The following is a 15,590-nucleotide window of genomic DNA, read 5'->3' on the forward strand; positions in this document are numbered from 1 at the left end:
CTACCCTTCCTCGCAGGTTTCCACGCATGGAAGGTAGATGCCCCAGGGGGGGAGCGGCATCCGTCAAATGACCAGTCCGATGGCAGGCCCGGTCATTGGGCCGTGTTGCCGGCTGCAGCCAGAACGGACGACAGGCCGGATCGCGAGGTGATCCCGATCTTCGAGAAAACCCGCTGCAGATGGTAGCCGACGGTCCGGTGGGACAGATAGAGTCTCGCCCCGATAATCTTGTTCGAATGCCCCTGGGCCGCGAGCTGCGCGATGTGCAGTTCCTGTGGAGTCAGACTTTCCCAGACTTGTGCGGTCCGGCGAAGGCTGGCCTCGCCGGCTGCGCGCAACTCCTCCCGCGCGCGATCACTCCAGGGCGAAGCGCCGAGCGCGTCGAAGACATCGCGGGCCTGGCGAAGCGGCGCCCGCGCATCGGCAGAGCGGCGCTGCCGGCGCAGCCACGCGCCGTAACCGAGGAGCAGGCGTCCCCGCAGGAAAGGCCAATTCTTCGCAGCCGGCCCAAGTCCCTTCAGGAAGTATTGCTCCGCCTCTTCATTCGTCGCGATCAGCGCCTTGCCGTAGCATAACATCGTTGCGACCCACGGTACCGGGTCCGGAGCCGAGATGCGTTCCACCTCATCGATAAAGCGACGCGCATCAACCGAATGATCGGAATAGACGGCTGCTTCGACAAAGTCGGCCAGCGCAAAAAACTGCAGGCCGGAGTTGAAGGCTGGATCGGCCGGCGAAAACAGGCGCCGCAGATGCTCGAAGGCCTCCAAATGCCGGCCGGCTCCGATGGCCGTTATACCGCGGCCCAATTGCAGCATCGCTAGCAGAAAACTGGCACCGGTGGCCAAGACAAGACGCTCCGCTTCCGTCGCGTATGCCTCAGCCTGTTCGAGCCTGCCCTGCATACCCGCAAGCTGCGCTTTCACGATCGTGGCCGCTGCCGTCCATACAGTGGATCCGGTCTCCTCGGCGAAACGGGCGGCTTCCTCAGCTTCTCGCCTCGCCCCGATCCAATCGCCGACTTCCATTTCAGCCCATGCCTGAGCGAACAACGCACGCGCCAAATTGCCGATTCGCGCCTGTTTGCGCAGCCCCGCGGTGGCCTCCGCCAGAAAACTCACACCAAGATCAAACGCGCCGATGACGTTCGCAGTGCTTCCCAGGATTCGTGCAACATGCGGATTGTGGCCTCCCTTTTGAGAAAGCGCCTTCAGCCCCGCGTATACCTCGCTGCTTCGTCGAAGCGGCTCGGAATAGGCGGATATGGCGATGCCACGTGGGTCGAGCTCCGACAACTCAAGTGATCTTGCCGCGGTAAGGACGCTCGCGCGAAGCTCGCTGCTCGCGTTGCTCCACCAGCAGCGTTGCGCCGCTCGCCAGAGAAGATTGCTCGCCAACTCCTTCGCACCAGCCACGCGCGCCTGGTCAGCAAGATTTACAAGCGTGGAAATCTTGCCGATATCAACGACCATGAGCGGCTGACTCATCTCGCGGCACCATCCGACGCGGGCGATGCCCAGCTTGTCCGACGGTTCCACCTCGGCGCCCCGCAACAGGTGCTCCAGCAATCCCGGCCGCCCAAGGTCGGTGGCAATTTCCGCGGCCTGCAAGAAGCGTTCTCTCCTGGCCTTCGTCGTGCTGCTCAGCTTTGCCGCGATCTGCAGAACCTCGATGGCCATGGTGTTGGCACCACGACGCTGCGCGCGGTTCGCCATGAGATCGAGTTCGGCAGCCAGGTCATCGTCGTGCCCAACTGTCGCCGCGGCGCGATGCCAAAGTCGTCGATCTTGATCTTCGATAATCGCCGCGAGCGCAGAGTGAACCTTTTGGCGCATTGCAACGTCGGCGGCCTGATGGATGGCGGATCGCACAAGCGGGTGTCGAAACCGCACCTGCATTGCATCGAGATCGATCAGCTGGGCCGAAACGGCGGGTGCAAGAGCGTCAACTCCGATCGCCTGGGTCAGCAGTACTTCACCAGCCAGCAGGATTTCGTGAAGGAATGTTGCGTCGTTTTCAGCAGCAATCTTCAACAGCGTCTGAGTGACATCGGGAAGACCGGACAAGCGGCTGGAGAAGGTGCGTTCAAGCCGCTCCGTCAATGGAAGCCATGGTGCCTCCCCATCGTCCTCCATTCGCAAGCTGCGCGGTAGCTCCACTAACGCCAATGGATTGCCGGCGGCTTCCCTCAAAAATCGCGTGCGTAGATTCCCGGACAGGCCGGAGGCCTGAATGTCGAGCAAGCGGACCGCATCGGCATCGCCGAGCGGTGGAATGACGTGCCGCAACGTATCGGCGGCATCAAATGGAAGTGAGAAACCCTCGCGTAAGGCGAGCAACAGAACGATGGAGTCCGAACTCAAGCGCCGGGAAACGAAAGACAGCACCTCACGCGTCGCCTCGTCCAACCATTGGGCGTCGTCAACGACCAGCAGGATCGGTTTGTGACTTGCGCCTTCAGTGAGCAGCGTCAGCGTCGCAAGCGCGACGAGCCAGACATCCGGGGATTCAGCGGCGTCCTCGCCAAGGCCGAACGCGCTTAGCAGGGCGGACTGCTGGCGAGGAGGCAAAGACTTTGCCTGCTTCATGAGCGGACGCAATGCCTGTTGAAGCCCAGCGAAAGCCAAACGAACTTCGGCGAGGACGCCTGTCATGCCCAGAACGACGATGCCCCGTTCACGCGCCCGGTTCCTGGCCTCCTCGAGGAGCGCCGATTTTCCAATTCCCGGCGCCCCGCTGATGAAGAGAGTGGTTCCACCGTGATCGATCCGGTCGAGAAGCTGCTCGATCAAGGCAATCTCGGTTTCTCGCCCAAGCAAGGACGGCCCCGTCGTTAGCGGGGCACGCGCGCGCTGATTTCGCTGCGGTGACGCAGTTTTTTTCAGCCGTTTCGCCATATCAAGGCCCGGGGCAGTCCGTTGGGTTGAGTTCTCAACCAGAACTCCAGGCAACATCCTACCATGCGCCGGCGATGAGGGCATCCGGTGCTATCCCCCTGCTTAAGCGGCGAGGTGGGAAATGCCTAAGTCTGGGCGTGTGTTCCGAGCCTCGATGGCCTTGACGGAGCTTTCAAACGCCTTTTCCAGAACTCCCTTGCCGATGGTCCCGAGCACGAAGCCGAGCAGCCGACCCATCAGGTTTTTGCCGTCGCGGATGACGACCACATCAATGTCGGTCGTGCCATCGGGTTGACGATTGAAGGTGTAGATGTGGCCAGATGCACCACCCCACACATTGGAGTCGGTCGTCGTGAGGACGACACGGTTGGGATCAGACCAATCGTAATGCAGACGCTCCCAGATGCCGCCCGAACCTTCGGTGACATCAGCAAAGGAGTCGCCCCGGTGATGCACCTTGAGATAGGCATCGGCGCTGTTGCCAAAGAGCTTCGAGCGACCAGGCCCGAAATCAGTGAGGCCGGCAACGTACTGTTCGGGCGTTGCCGTGGTCGTCCGCTGAAGGTGGATGGTAGACATGTGCAGTTTCCTTGCTGCATTCCGCTCAACTGGCGCACCCGTTCAACTCGAAATTCAGTTCGAGGCGGTGTGCGCGTTGCGAACGATAACGCTGTCGCCCTTCCGGCTGATCTCGATCGCATCAGCTTGTTGCGGTGTCGAGAGAACCACGCGCTGACCGGGTGCCAGAACGGATACGACGCGGAACGGCGTCCCGGCCTCGCCCTGCGCGAGAGTAGTGACGACGTGAAATCCATCACGCTCGACAGTGTAATAAGCGATGCCCGATACGCCGCCGAGGTCGATGCTCTTGCCCTGATTTGGGCGCAGTCCGTCTGCGTGGGCGGTCGTCAGAGAGGCGATACCGAATGCAGCGGCGAAAATCATGTTGCGGATAGACATGGCGATTTCTCCTGATGGTTGACTATCGAGCATGGGCAGGTCGTTGATTACGACAACGGTTCGCTGCCTCGGTGAATCCAGGTTCCGTTCACGACCATCGGTGCGTTGTCAGGCTGCTTGCTGACGGGATCAGCCGGCGGGAAGACGCTGTCGTACATCGCGCGGGCTTCTCGGATCAGGCGGAGCCGTTCGCGCTCGGCCTTCGAAACAAACTGGATAACTTCACCCATCTTCGCCTCCTATTCGTAACGCCGGTTTCCGGCGGGTCATGAATGGGAGGTGGGGCGAGAGGCCCGGGCCAACAGGCGTGGAAAACGGGAGTCATCCTTCCGGATTTTGGAAGCTCGAACCTGGCGCGGATCATCTCTGCCAGCGCAGCCGAGCAACCCGGGCGGAGATCACGAGCAGAGGCGGCACGTTTTGCGCCGAAAACGATCGTATCGTCTCAAGGCGGAGCTCGCGCTGTCGCAGCCTACTCCGCGAAGACGCGCTTGAGCCGCGGCGCTGCGAAGTCGAGAAAAGAGCGGACTTTGATCGGCAGGAACCGGTTGGCCGTGTACACGAGATTCACCGGCATTGAGGGTGGCTGGAATTCGTCCAGCACAGTCGTCAATGTTCCTTCCTCCCGTGCGGCCTCGATCTGATAAGCAAACGCGATGGAAATTCCTATGCCCGCGCGGGCCGCGGTACAGGCCGCCTCAGCGCTGCCGACAATCAGCCGCGTGTGCACCGGTGATGCGATCGTCGTGCTGCCTTTAACGAATGTCCAGGCATCGGGCAGCGAGAAGCCGGGATAACTGATGCAATCATGCCCGGCCAGATCTTCCGGCGTGCGCGGCGTTCCGCGTGCTGCCAGATAGGCGGGGCTGGCGCACAGGACTCGCCGCGTCCGGCCGAGGCGTAACGCTACCAGGCTCGAATCCGGTAACTCGCCGATGCGGACCGCGACGTCGATTTGCTCCTGAGCCAGACTGAGCTTCTGATCGGTGGGGATCATCCTGACCTTGATGTCCGGATAGGTCTTGAGGAAGTCCGCGATGATCGGCATGAGAACGATACGCCCAAGGCCCAATGGCGTCGTCACAGCCAGTTCGCCTGTGGGCGTGGTGTACTCACCGGACGCGATACGCTCCGCTTCGGTGACGTCGGTGAGAATGCGCTTGCAGGCTTCAACGTAGGACGTGCCTGCATCCGTGAGCACGAGCTGCCGGCTCGATCGGTTGAACAGCTTGGTCCGCAGGCGAGCTTCGAGCTCTGATACGTTGCGGCTGATTGTCGTGAGCGGGGTTTTCAATTGCCGCGCCGCCGCGGACAGGCTGCCCTGCTCGACCACGGTCAGAAAGGTCGACATCGCTTCCAGGCGATCCATCGAATTCCCTTCCATAATTTGGAAGCTTACCTTCCGATTTTGTCATATCTCCCCGGATTTCGGAAGACGACGTTGCTTGCGGGTGAGCCGGATTCATTCCGTCGACCTTCCGATCCTCGGAAGGAGCGTTTCCACGGACGGCCCTTTTCAAGGCTGGCTGTCCAATCGATCTCCTCGGGAGACGGCGACAAAACCGTCTTCAAACGCAAGGAGAGTTCGATGACGAGACATATCGAATCCTATCGGTACGAGATTCTTCACGGCGATGACGCCGACTTCGTCACGTATCAACGCAAGTCGACCGACGGCAACTGGCAGACGATTTCGACGTGGATGATTCCGGATCCGGCGGACTACTGAGTGCCGGCCGGCAGCTGCATAGCTCGCGGTCTTTCGCGTCAGCGGGCTTCGAAAATCCGGCGACGCACGACATTGCTCTCGGTGCAATGCTTTAATTGCACCGAGAATTATTTCGGATCATTCTACAGACCGAAGGGCAATGGTGCCGCGAAGCGCGGCGATTTTACGTGCCTGGAGCCATTCGTCAGCGCCATCCGCGAAATCCGGAGCTCGGAGCATTGAAGACTTAGCTCGGAGCATTGGAGACAAGAAATGCCTGCCATCCTTTCAACGATCATCGTTCCTGCTGTTACCGAAGGGCCCGGCATGGCGTCTCGGCTGCTCGTCGGCGCTTGCGAGGAGGTCTCGGGCTATCTCAGCCGTCGGACCGCCATTGTATGCCTTCATGGTCTTGATGACCGGCACTGCGGGACATTGGCCTCGCCCGTTTTCAGATCGAGGCCGCCGTCCATGGTCTCATCTCGTTTCCAGGCCGAGCGGACGAAGCGATGATGAGCTTTGTCCCCGCGGCGAATTCGCGCAAGCGCCAGCACCCGCCAACCATGGGGGCGGCGCCATGGAGCTGACCGTCGCCACGATCCTGGTCACGTTTGCCGGCGTGTTCCTGATCTGCTTCATGAAGGGCGCGTTCGGCGGCGGATTCTCGATCGTCGGCATTCCGCTGTTGTCGCTCGTGATGGATCCGGTCACCGCCGGCGGGCTGCTCGCTCCATTGTTCATCGCGATGGATCTGTTCGCGCTGCGTTACTGGAAGCCTTCGACCTGGTCGAAGCCCGACCTTCTGCTGCTGTTGCCCGGGCTCGTGACCGGCATCGGATTGGGCTACCTGCTGTTCCGCTTCCTCGACCATCGCGCCATCGCGATCGCGATGGCTGCGACCACGCTCATCTTCGTCGCGCTGTGGCTTGTTGCTGACGCGAAGGTGACGGTTCGTCCGCGCTCGACGCCGAAGGCGATCACGGCCGGCCTCGCCTCGGGGATCACGACCATGGTGGCGCACTCCGGCGGACCGCCGCTTGCGATGTATCTGCTGCCACTCGGCCTCAGCAAGGACGTCTACGCCGGTACGACCAGCCTATTCTTCACCGTCGGCAACGTGACCAAGGCGGTGCCATGGCTGCTGCTGGTGAAGCCGACAGGCAACGTCTGGACCTTGATGGCGATTTGCCTGCTCGCCATTCCCGCGGGCGTATGGGCGGGTTTGCGGCTCCACGGAAGCCTGGACCAGCGCCAGATCTATCGGGTCTGCTACGGATTGCTGGTCGTGACGGCGCTGAAATTGTTGTGGGACGGAGTCGCCGGTTATCTCGTGTGAAGCCAACCGGCGAGATCCCAGCAACAAATGACAAAACCATAGCAGCAGATGCAAAGCCCGCGGCCGGTGATTCAACTATCTCCGCATTCGAGAAGGCAACGAGCGTAGTCGCATCAAGTGGCGGTCGCTCGGCCAGCCACTACGGGTCTGCTTGCTATGCCAATACGCCAGTACTTTGTGTGGGTGGGAAGCGTCCTTCTGTTGGCCTTATTTGCCGCCGATTGGTGCCTTCCAGATCTCCCTGCACATCCACATTCGGCCCCTCCTCCCAACGAGAGACTCAGTCTGCGCATCCGTTCGGACCACAAATGGCCGGAACGGATAGAGTTCGACACGGCGCATGCGGGGGTGTCGGTAGCTTCCGAGCTTGAACGTAACATCGCTCCAAACCGAGACGTCGCGCAGGTCAAGCGGCGCGATCCTCATGATGCGTTCGCTGCGTTGGAAGCGATCGCGCCGGCAGCAACAAATGACAAAGCATCCGCAACCCGGGCAAAGCCGCGCACGCTGCAACCTCTTATGACTAGCGCGATCAAGGCCGACTGATCAGGTGCAGACATGAAAGACGTTCTTACCCTCGCCGTGTTCGCCGCCAAAGTGCTCTGCCTCTTCGTGTTCGTATCCGTCCTGAAGCCGGATGGCTGCATCGGCGCCGTCCGGACGACGACGGATCCCACCGGCTGCACGAAGGTGTCCGGAAACGCAGGCATGTGGGCCAGCGTCCTTCCCGTCCGTTTCGCAAGCCAGCGATAGGCCCTGCATTGCGTCTCCGCCCGGCATGCACCACCGAAACCGCATAAGCGAATGCCGCGATTGCCATGACCCAAACTTCCTCATTCTGGGACCGACATGCCGCACTCATCTTCGCGCTGAAGACGTTTGCAGGAGCAATGCTGGCGTTCTACATCGCGCTGCTGCTGGATATGCCGCGTCCTTATTGGGCGATGACGAGTGTGTACGTTACCTCCAGTGTGCTGACAGGGGCGACCTCCTCGAAGGCGGTCTATCGCATCCTGGGAACGTTGATCGGAGCGGCAGGGGCAATCGTTCTGGTTCCCAACCTCGTAGATGCTCCTGAAGTGCTCAGCCTCGCGATCGCGCTGTGGGTCGGCGCTTTCCTATATATCGCGCTGCTCGACGGCACACCGCGTGGCTACGTTTTCATGTTGGCCGGCTACACCATCGCAATTATCGGACTTCCGGTTCTCTCGACACCCGAATTGACGTTCGACGTCGCAGTCTCCCGCGTGCAGGAAATCGCGCTGGGAATCATCTGTGCAACCGTGGTCTCGATGCTTGTGATGCCACGGAGCGTCGCCTCCGCCGTTGCAAGTCAGGCCGACGCCTGGCTCGCGAATGCAAGCCGGCTTTGCGCAAATTTCTTGACCGGCGGCCGCAGCGATCCAGAGCGCGACGGCGAACGCATGCGCCTTGCCGCTGCGGCGTCCGCGATCGACGAGCTCTGCAATCATCTCGACTATGATGCCGCCACTTCGGCATCCATCGTGCGCGGCCTGCAGCGCCTGCGCCGGCACATGCTGACGCTACTCCCGATGTTCGCGTCGATTGAGGACCGCATGGAGGCGCTCGACACCAAGAGCCCGATGTCGGCCAATCTCAGGATGATCTGCGCAAGAATTGCGCATTGGATGGCTGAGGGTTGCCGGGATCGCGAGGAAGCGAATTTGGTGCGTGCGGCGCTTGCCGAAATGCGGCCCACGCTAGACGCGGATGCCAGCTGGACCGAGATGACGGCGGCGAGTCTCATGATCCAGCTCCGCAACCTCGTCGACATCATGCAGGATTGCCACGCTCTGCGCCTGGCGATCGCTGACGACCGCGATCCAGAGCAGGTTGCGCTCGCCTTCACTCTCGATGCTTCGGGGCAAGCCGCTGCGCATCGCGATCGCGGGGTGGCGATCTGGTCTGCCGCAGCAGCGGCGCTCTCCATGCTGGCATGCTTTGCGTTCTGGATCGGCACCGGCTGGTCGGATGGCACAACGGCAGCGCTGTTTTCCGCCATCCTTGGCACATTGATCGCCGGCACGGACGAACCTCTGCCAGCATTTCGCAGTCTCTACAAAGTGGTCCTTGTCGTCGTTGCACTGAACGGAATCTACATATTTGGCATCTTGCCAAGGGTTACCGCCATCGAAATGCTGATGGCCGCGCTCATGCCGATGTTCCTTCTGTTCGGATGGATGGCTGCACGTCCCGCAACGGCCCCGATTGGCGCCCTCCTCGCCAATTTCATCTCCGTGCAGCTGGCGCTGCAGCCGTCCTACACGGCGGATTTCGCTTCGTTTGCCAATTCCAGCGTCGCCCTGATGCTGGGCGTTGGGCTCACAGGCGTCATATGCGGCATCGTTCGCTTTTTCGGAACCGCCTGGATCGCAAGAAGGTTGCTTCTCAGCAACCGCGCGACCCTGGCCGCGGTCGCCGCACGCAAGTCATGGCGTGACCGCGTCGCACTGGCCAGTCTGATGCAGCATCGTCTCGCCCTGCTTGCTCAGCGCATTGCCGCGGTTCCCGCGGAGGCGCGTGGCGACGCCGTCACTCTTCGTCTTCTGCGGACAGCGCTGAACATCATTGATGTCAGGCAGGCAAGCCTTGGCCTGTCGCTGCCCACAAGAGCCACGATCGAAGCTCTGCTCGCGCGTCTTGCCGCGATACTGGCAGCCCCGGATACCGGCCTGCTCCCGGACGACGTCCTCGGGCAACTTGATAGTACGATCCCATTCACGTTGCGGGAGCCGGCCAGCGAGACTCGTGACAACGCACTCATCGCTCTCGCCGGAATCCGTTCCGGTCTTTTCCCGGACGCACCGGCCTACCAACCAATTCCGCCTGAACGACGGGAAATAGCCGCATGAGATACGAGCTTGATTTGTTCGGCGTGCTTGTTCCAAGCCTGGTGCTATGGAGCGTGATCGCCTTTGTGCTTGCGCGCATCATCAGCAAGCTGATTACGCGGGCCGGGCTGTATAGCCAGATCTGGCATCCCGCCCTGTTCGATTTCGCTCTCTTCATGTGCCTGGTCACCGGGCTGGTCGTCGCTTCCACGGAGTTCTTCTCATGAAAACTCATGTTTCGTTCGCGAAAGCCCTATGGCGCGGCTTCACGATGAAATGCCCGAACTGTGGTCAGGGTCACCTGTTCGACCACTTCCTCAAGGTGGTCAATAACTGCGCTGCCTGCGGCGAAGATTACACGCCGCAACGCGCAGACGACCTCCCGGCCTATCTTGTGATCGCCATCGTTGGTCACCTTGTCGTGCCGGCGCTTCTTGCCCTCGAGATGGCCTATTCACCTCCCGCCTGGCTTCAGTTGCTGATCTGGATACCCGTCACCGGGTTTGCGGCCCTGCTTTTACTGCAACCCGTGAAGGGGACAATCGTCGGCCTGCAATGGCAGACCGGCATGCACGGTTTCGAAGCCGCCAAGCGCCGTCGGGAAGCCCAAGATGCTGTCGTTTCCCGGCCGAACCTCGTCTCCAAGGAGTTGGTATCATGAAAGCCGTTCTGAATTCGCTGCGCCGCTTCGCCGTGACTGGTCTGATGGTGCTGCTCGCACTCTGGGCCGGCTACAAGCTGTGGGACTATTATTTTGAGGCGCCCTGGACCCGTGATGGCCATGTTCGGGCGGACATTGTGCCGGTTGCGCCTGACGTTTCCGGCTTCGTGAGCGAGGTACTGGTCCTAGACAACCAGCAAGTACGACAGGGCGACGTCCTGTTCCGGATCGATCGGGCACGGTACGCCATCGCGTTGGAGCAGGCCGAGGCGGTGCTGGCCGCCAGACGTGCCACGCTCGACAATGCCAATGCCGACCTGAAACGATATAGCGCGCTGACAACCGATGTCGTTGTGTCCAGGCAGCGAATGGACCAGGTCGTCGCCACACAAGCCACCGCAAAGGCCAGCTACGATCAAGCCGCCGCCGACCGCGCGCTTGCGCAACTCAATCTCGAGCGCAGCGAGGTGCGCGCCTCAGTGAGCGGCATTGTCACCAACAACGAGCTGCGGCCGGGGGCCTATCTCACCCCCGGCAAAGGCGTAATGGCACTGCTTGATACCGACACGCTCCACGTCCAGGGCTACTTCGAGGAAACCAAGCTTCAGCGGATCCACATCGGCGATCCCGTCAATGTGCGGCTGATGGGAAGCAGCCATGTGCTGCAGGGCAAGGTGGAGAGCGTTGCGGCCGGCATCGAAGATCGCGATCGCAGCAATGGTTCTACCCTTCTGGCCAATGTCAATCCCACCTTCAACTGGGTGCGATTGGCCCAACGGGTCCCGGTCCGGATCGCGCTCGTCCGCGCCGACGAACGCGACGAACTCGTTGCCGGAGCGACCGCCACGGTCGAGGTGGTGGGATCGGCGTCGAGCGGGGGCGGTCACGTGGCTCAGGATCGGCCAAGCCATCACAGCGCTTTAGCGCTAACGTCACGAACCAGTCCTCCTCGGGCAGAGCGATGATCGACGTCACGAATTTCCTGGCGGCATTTTTGGCCTTGGCGAGCGCCGGTGTTTTCGTGGCCCATATTCTCGACGCGCTGCGCAGTGGCACTTGTCGCGAGGACGACCGGCTCCAACGCTCAGCTGAAGCGGCGGACGGGTAGAGTCCATTTCCCTAGGCCGTGAGCCCGTAGATCTTGCCGGCAAGCGGCTTGCTGGAATCCGCGATGCCCCCACAGTTATTCAGCGAAACGACGCGCCTTCCATGGTTTGGTAGGGCACCTTCCGCATCCACCTGTTGGCAAGGTCGGCTGTCGCCTCCAATTCTCGGAGTGAGAGCGTGAGGCTGATTCAGCATGCTGTTTCAAGCCATGCGCAGTGCCACCATCCGGCACGACATTGCCAACCAAAGGAGAGAACGATGGCCGAGGTTCAGAAGATGCGGGGAGAGAAGATTTACGAGTGTGACTTCAATATCACCGGCATGACCGACTACGGCGTGACGCTGAATGCACTCCTAAGCGGCAAGGAAAAGGTGCCCCTGCAGGGAGCTCGAATTGATGTGGCTTTCGAGGGCGAGATCAAAGGCCGCATCACGGGCAAAGTGCGTAGTGGTGTCGAATACCTCCATCTGCGTGCCGATGGACGCACTGACCTCGACGGCAGAGCCACAGTTGAAACTGATGACGGCCATCGCATCGCGATGCACATTGAGGGCGTTGCAACGCCGCGATCGAATGAACCGATGATGGACCTCGTTGCCAATGTGCGTCTCACCACCGCGGCTCCGAAGTATGATTGGGTCAACACGAGGCAGATCTGGGGTCTCGCCACTGTAAACCTGGCGACGGCGAAGATACACGTTGAGTCCTTTATGCAGTGACGCTATCGCTGACCGGCGCTGGTTTCGCTGCACTCGTGAACACGATCAGGTCTCCGGGCGCCGCGGAACAACCGTGATAGGAGTAAACTCGTAAACGGCCTGCCCCTGTTGATTTGACATGGTCCATTTCATGACCACGGTGCCTTGTGGTTTGGTCTTCGAGGGCGTCAGGTCCTTGACCTCGCCCTCCATGCGCAAGACATCGCCCGGGCGGACCGGAGCCATCCAGCGCACCTCACCACCGAGACCGATGATGGGATGGGGGCCGAACGGGCGCGCCTCAACGAGCAGCCGCATCGCAATTCCGGCGGTATGCCATCCCGATGCGGCAAGGCCCTTGAAAAGCGTCTTCGCGGCAGTCGCTTCGTCCAGATGCATCGGCTGCGGGTCAAACTCCGCCGCGAAGCGTTTGATTTCTGGCGCAGTGATCTGGGCCTCACCGGTCTTGAACTTCATCCCAATGGAAAGGTCGTCGAACCATTCGATCACGGCATAGGGCCTCTCTGCTCACTTACCAAGCGGGTGTTCTGCCGCTCGTTGACCCGGTCCGGGTGGCCCCGCTAATTCACCAAGGCTCGCGTAGAAGGCTGGATTGTCAGCCGGTAGGCGATCAGCTTGGTTCCGTCGAAGACCTCAAGCGCGCTGTCACAGACCGGGCAGTGGTATTCGCCCTTGTCACCGGGTTTTGACCAAAGCTCGATCCGCCGAAAGCCAGCTCCACAATTGGAGCATGTCACGTCCGTCTTCTTCATAGCCCGCCCGGAACTTGCACTGGGTGAGCTTAGCGTAATGCACCAAGCAAAACCATATTATCCCTGCGGGAGCGGACCCTCCGTGAGAAGCCGGTTCCCTAGTGTCCACCGGAAACGTCCGCCAGAGACGCGAGGATTGAGAACGACCCGCCGACCACACTGGACTAATTCCGGCGCGCCGTTGAGCCGTTTTTCGGCCTAAGCCGCGGATAGCCCACGCAACCAGTCGCGCAGATCGCTCATGCCGTCGATTTCCCCACCCGGCGCTACCAAAGGAAGACTGGCACATCTACATGGCCTTGGGATACAGGACTTTGGGTGCGGACAGCAGAAGGAACCAAACCCTGGGGCATTCTCGACAGATGCTGAGGCGGGTATGGGCTAGATGATTCTCGGTCGCGGCCTAGTTACTCCGTTGTGCGGTCCAATATCCCGAGCAGCGCCCGCCTGCTGCGTGGCCGCTCCAGGTCCCGCGGCCGGTGTCTTGCGTCAACCTTCCCGACCCCGATGCGTATTTGTCATGGACGGTCACCGACGCGCGAACCGCGCCCGATCTTCCGACATGGCCGCTGAACTTCACCAGATTGGGATGCGTCACGACGCCATCATTTATGTGCACCGAGAAATTGTAGGTCGGATCGCAGCTTCCGCGTTGTGTAACGAAGGTGAGATTCCAGGGGCCGTCGTAGGTGGTACTGGCTTCTGCAGCCGTCGCCAAAGTAAGGCAGGCGCAGCCAATGACATTCGCGATCAGTCGCTTGTTCATGATCTTCTCTCCAGAGGAATAGGTTGATGTTCAGTAGGCAGTTCGTATGTGCTTGGGTTGGTCTGGTGCAGCTGTTCGTCGACCATCCTCCTTCACCGAACATTTTCACGAGCCAGTGCGCATTTCGCGCGGCCCTACGCGGCCGTCCAGCCGCCGTCGATCGAGAGGTTGGCACCGGTGATCTGCGCGGCTCCTTCGCCACACAGGAATAGGGCGAGCGAAGCGACCTGCTCGACCGTGACGAACTCCTTTGTCGGTTGGGCCGCGAGCAGGACGTCGTTGATCACCTGATCCCTATCCATGTTGCGCGCCGTCATCGTGTTCGGGATCTGCTTCTCGACCAGCGGCGTCCAGACGTAACCGGGGCTGATGCAGTTGCAGGTGATCTTCGACCGGGCGAGTTCCAGCGCCACCGTCTTGGTGAGTCCCACGATGCCGTGCTTGGCCGCGACATAGGCCGACTTGAAGGGGGACGCGACCTGCGAATGCGCCGAGGCCGTGGTGATGATACGGCCCCAGCCGCGCCTCTTCATGCCGGGAGTAACGGCACGGATCGCATGGAATGCGGAGGAGAGATTGATTGCGATGACTGCGTCCCACTTTTCGACCGGAAAATCCTCGATCGGCGAGACATGCTGGATACCGGCATTGTTGACGAGCACGTCCACGCTGCCAAACGTCCTCTCGGCAAACGAGATCATGTTGGCGATTTCCATTGGCTCGCCCATGTCCGCGGGCGAATAGATTGCCTTCACCCCGAAATCGTTCTCGATTGCAATCCGAGTCTTTTCGACGTCGGCCGGCGCACCCATTCCATTGAGCAGGATGTTAGCACCTGCGCCTGCGAAGGCTCGCGCATACGCGAGACCGATGCCGCTCGTCGAGCCGCTCACAACTGCGACTTTACCTTTCAAGATACTCACTACTTTTCCTTGTTGATCTATGACGGCCCCCGGCTCGTCGCCGCAGGTGTTTCCAAACTCGCGAAGCGGATTGCAGCCGTCCATCATGTGACCAAAGCTCTCTCGTAGCTCCGGAGCGTGCGTCGGGCCGGCTGCTGCAGATAGTCATGAACCACCTTGCCCAGCCCCAGGGTAAGGTCCACACGGATGTGGATCGCGGACACGATCTCGAGGACCGGCAACTCGGCCACGGGAGCCAGGGCGTGAGGCGTCAAGGAGAGAGCCGCAGGTCCGGTCCACGCCCCTTTCAAGACAAGTTGCTCAAGGTGATATTCGACAAGCTCGCAGATCCGCGGACTGCCGTCGACATGCGGAATGATCTTGAGAAGAAAGTTCGGCTCCTCGAGGGCGGCCTTGACTTGCGCTAGATCGGCTTCGCGGTGCTTGTATCCCATCGTGCCGGTTGCTACCCGCAGCGGACCGTAATCCAGAGTGCCGATCAACGCATCGATCTCCGTCCGCAACGTGGGCTGGCCCAGTTTCTTGGGGAAGCCCCAGAGCTCCCGGCCGCCCGCGATCGGCCCCTCATCGTCCAGGAACATGCAGTGGGTGTAGCCGCCCCTGCGACCGCGGAATGATACCGGGATGACCTGGCCGCTCTCGGTGTAGTCGCCAAAACCATTGGAATCCGGCATGCGGATGAATTCGTATTTCACCAGCGCCTCGCGTTCGTCAAATTCGAGCGGGGCCGGTACGACCGATCGCAGCTTCGCCGGATCGGTGCGGTAGGTTACGATCAGGTATTCGCGGTTGACGAAGCGATACGGTCCCGGCGGATAGGCGGGATTGGTGAGCGGCATCGCGAACGCCCGCCTCACCACTTCATTTTCGTGCATTGAATTTCTCCTGTGAGTGAATGACCGGATTGG

The 15,590-nt window shown here is 60.9% G+C and carries 18 protein-coding genes; 9 read left to right on the forward strand and 9 right to left on the reverse strand.

All coding sequences use genetic code 11. The features are described 5' to 3' along the window. Positions 1-92: 92 nt before the first annotated feature. From E2I15_RS23315 to E2I15_RS23335, 5 genes are all read right to left on the reverse strand, one after another. Positions 93-2,954 (reverse strand): helix-turn-helix transcriptional regulator, encoded by a 2,862-nt coding sequence (locus E2I15_RS23315; protein WP_338134459.1) that lies wholly within the window; start codon positions 2,952-2,954, stop codon positions 93-95. A gap of 45 nt (positions 2,955-2,999) precedes the next feature. Continuing rightward, positions 3,000-3,476, reverse strand: coding sequence for a hypothetical protein (locus E2I15_RS23320; RefSeq protein WP_137478065.1), 477 nt, complete (start codon positions 3,474-3,476; stop codon positions 3,000-3,002). Positions 3,477-3,530: 54 nt separating this feature from the next. Continuing rightward, positions 3,531-3,857: a hypothetical protein gene (locus E2I15_RS23325; protein WP_137478066.1), complete on the reverse strand. Its 327-nt coding sequence runs from the start codon at positions 3,855-3,857 to the stop codon at positions 3,531-3,533. A gap of 47 nt (positions 3,858-3,904) precedes the next feature. After that, positions 3,905-4,087 carry a hypothetical protein gene (locus E2I15_RS23330; RefSeq protein ID WP_137478067.1) on the reverse strand — a complete coding sequence of 61 codons (183 nt, stop codon included), beginning with the start codon at positions 4,085-4,087 and terminating at the stop codon, positions 3,905-3,907. A 242-nt stretch (positions 4,088-4,329) separates the two neighbouring features. Beyond that, positions 4,330-5,226, reverse strand: a complete 897-nt coding sequence (locus E2I15_RS23335; RefSeq protein ID WP_137478068.1) for a LysR family transcriptional regulator — start codon at positions 5,224-5,226, stop codon at positions 4,330-4,332. Positions 5,227-5,445: 219 nt separating this feature from the next. Between E2I15_RS23335 and E2I15_RS38855 the strand changes: the two genes are divergently transcribed. The 9 genes from E2I15_RS38855 (at position 5,446) to E2I15_RS23375 (ending at position 12,241) form a co-directional block, all read left to right on the forward strand. Continuing rightward, the gene (locus E2I15_RS38855) at positions 5,446-5,586 is read left to right on the forward strand and encodes a hypothetical protein (RefSeq protein WP_170991458.1); all 141 of its coding nucleotides are present in this window, start codon (positions 5,446-5,448) and stop codon (positions 5,584-5,586) included. A gap of 556 nt (positions 5,587-6,142) precedes the next feature. Continuing rightward, positions 6,143-6,901: a sulfite exporter TauE/SafE family protein gene (locus E2I15_RS23340; protein WP_137478069.1), complete on the forward strand. Its 759-nt coding sequence runs from the start codon at positions 6,143-6,145 to the stop codon at positions 6,899-6,901. 558 nt (positions 6,902-7,459) lie between these two features. Beyond that, a complete protein-coding gene (locus tag E2I15_RS23345; RefSeq protein ID WP_137478070.1) occupies positions 7,460-7,654 on the forward strand; it encodes a hypothetical protein in 195 nt (64 codons plus the stop codon). A gap of 65 nt (positions 7,655-7,719) precedes the next feature. Then, a complete protein-coding gene (locus tag E2I15_RS23350; protein ID WP_137478071.1) occupies positions 7,720-9,774 on the forward strand; it encodes an FUSC family protein in 2,055 nt (684 codons plus the stop codon). Then, the gene (locus tag E2I15_RS23355) at positions 9,771-9,980 is read left to right on the forward strand and encodes a DUF1656 domain-containing protein (protein ID WP_137478072.1); all 210 of its coding nucleotides are present in this window, start codon (positions 9,771-9,773) and stop codon (positions 9,978-9,980) included. Before E2I15_RS23350 ends, E2I15_RS23355 begins: the two co-directional genes overlap by 4 nt. Then, the gene (locus E2I15_RS23360; RefSeq protein ID WP_137478073.1) at positions 9,977-10,414 is read left to right on the forward strand and encodes a DUF983 domain-containing protein; all 438 of its coding nucleotides are present in this window, start codon (positions 9,977-9,979) and stop codon (positions 10,412-10,414) included. The genes E2I15_RS23355 and E2I15_RS23360 overlap by 4 nt, the downstream gene beginning before the upstream one ends. Then, the gene (locus E2I15_RS23365; protein WP_137478074.1) at positions 10,411-11,379 is read left to right on the forward strand and encodes an efflux RND transporter periplasmic adaptor subunit; all 969 of its coding nucleotides are present in this window, start codon (positions 10,411-10,413) and stop codon (positions 11,377-11,379) included. Before E2I15_RS23360 ends, E2I15_RS23365 begins: the two co-directional genes overlap by 4 nt. Further along, positions 11,376-11,522, forward strand: a complete 147-nt coding sequence (locus E2I15_RS23370) for a hypothetical protein (protein ID WP_155262527.1) — start codon at positions 11,376-11,378, stop codon at positions 11,520-11,522. The genes E2I15_RS23365 and E2I15_RS23370 overlap by 4 nt, the downstream gene beginning before the upstream one ends. A gap of 257 nt (positions 11,523-11,779) precedes the next feature. Then, entirely contained in the window at positions 11,780-12,241 is a 462-nt protein-coding gene (locus E2I15_RS23375; protein WP_137478075.1) for a DUF3237 family protein, read from the forward strand. 45 nt (positions 12,242-12,286) lie between these two features. Here E2I15_RS23375 and E2I15_RS23380 read toward each other — a convergent pair whose 3' ends face one another. The 4 genes from E2I15_RS23380 to E2I15_RS23395 form a co-directional block, all read right to left on the reverse strand. After that, on the reverse strand, positions 12,287-12,730 hold the full coding sequence (locus E2I15_RS23380) for a MaoC family dehydratase (protein WP_246667992.1): 444 nt from the start codon (positions 12,728-12,730) through the stop codon (positions 12,287-12,289). Positions 12,731-13,396: 666 nt separating this feature from the next. Continuing rightward, on the reverse strand, positions 13,397-13,759 hold the full coding sequence (locus tag E2I15_RS23385; RefSeq protein WP_196238930.1) for a hypothetical protein: 363 nt from the start codon (positions 13,757-13,759) through the stop codon (positions 13,397-13,399). Positions 13,760-13,893: 134 nt separating this feature from the next. Continuing rightward, positions 13,894-14,682: a 3-hydroxybutyrate dehydrogenase gene (locus E2I15_RS23390; protein ID WP_170991464.1), complete on the reverse strand. Its 789-nt coding sequence runs from the start codon at positions 14,680-14,682 to the stop codon at positions 13,894-13,896. 83 nt (positions 14,683-14,765) lie between these two features. Beyond that, the gene (locus tag E2I15_RS23395) at positions 14,766-15,557 is read right to left on the reverse strand and encodes an acetoacetate decarboxylase (protein WP_137478077.1); all 792 of its coding nucleotides are present in this window, start codon (positions 15,555-15,557) and stop codon (positions 14,766-14,768) included. Positions 15,558-15,590: the final 33 nt, after the last annotated feature.

The sequence above is a fragment of the Bradyrhizobium sp. BR2003 genome (genome assembly GCF_009720285.1).
In the GTDB taxonomy this organism is placed as follows: Bacteria; Pseudomonadota; Alphaproteobacteria; order Rhizobiales; family Xanthobacteraceae; genus Bradyrhizobium; species Bradyrhizobium elkanii.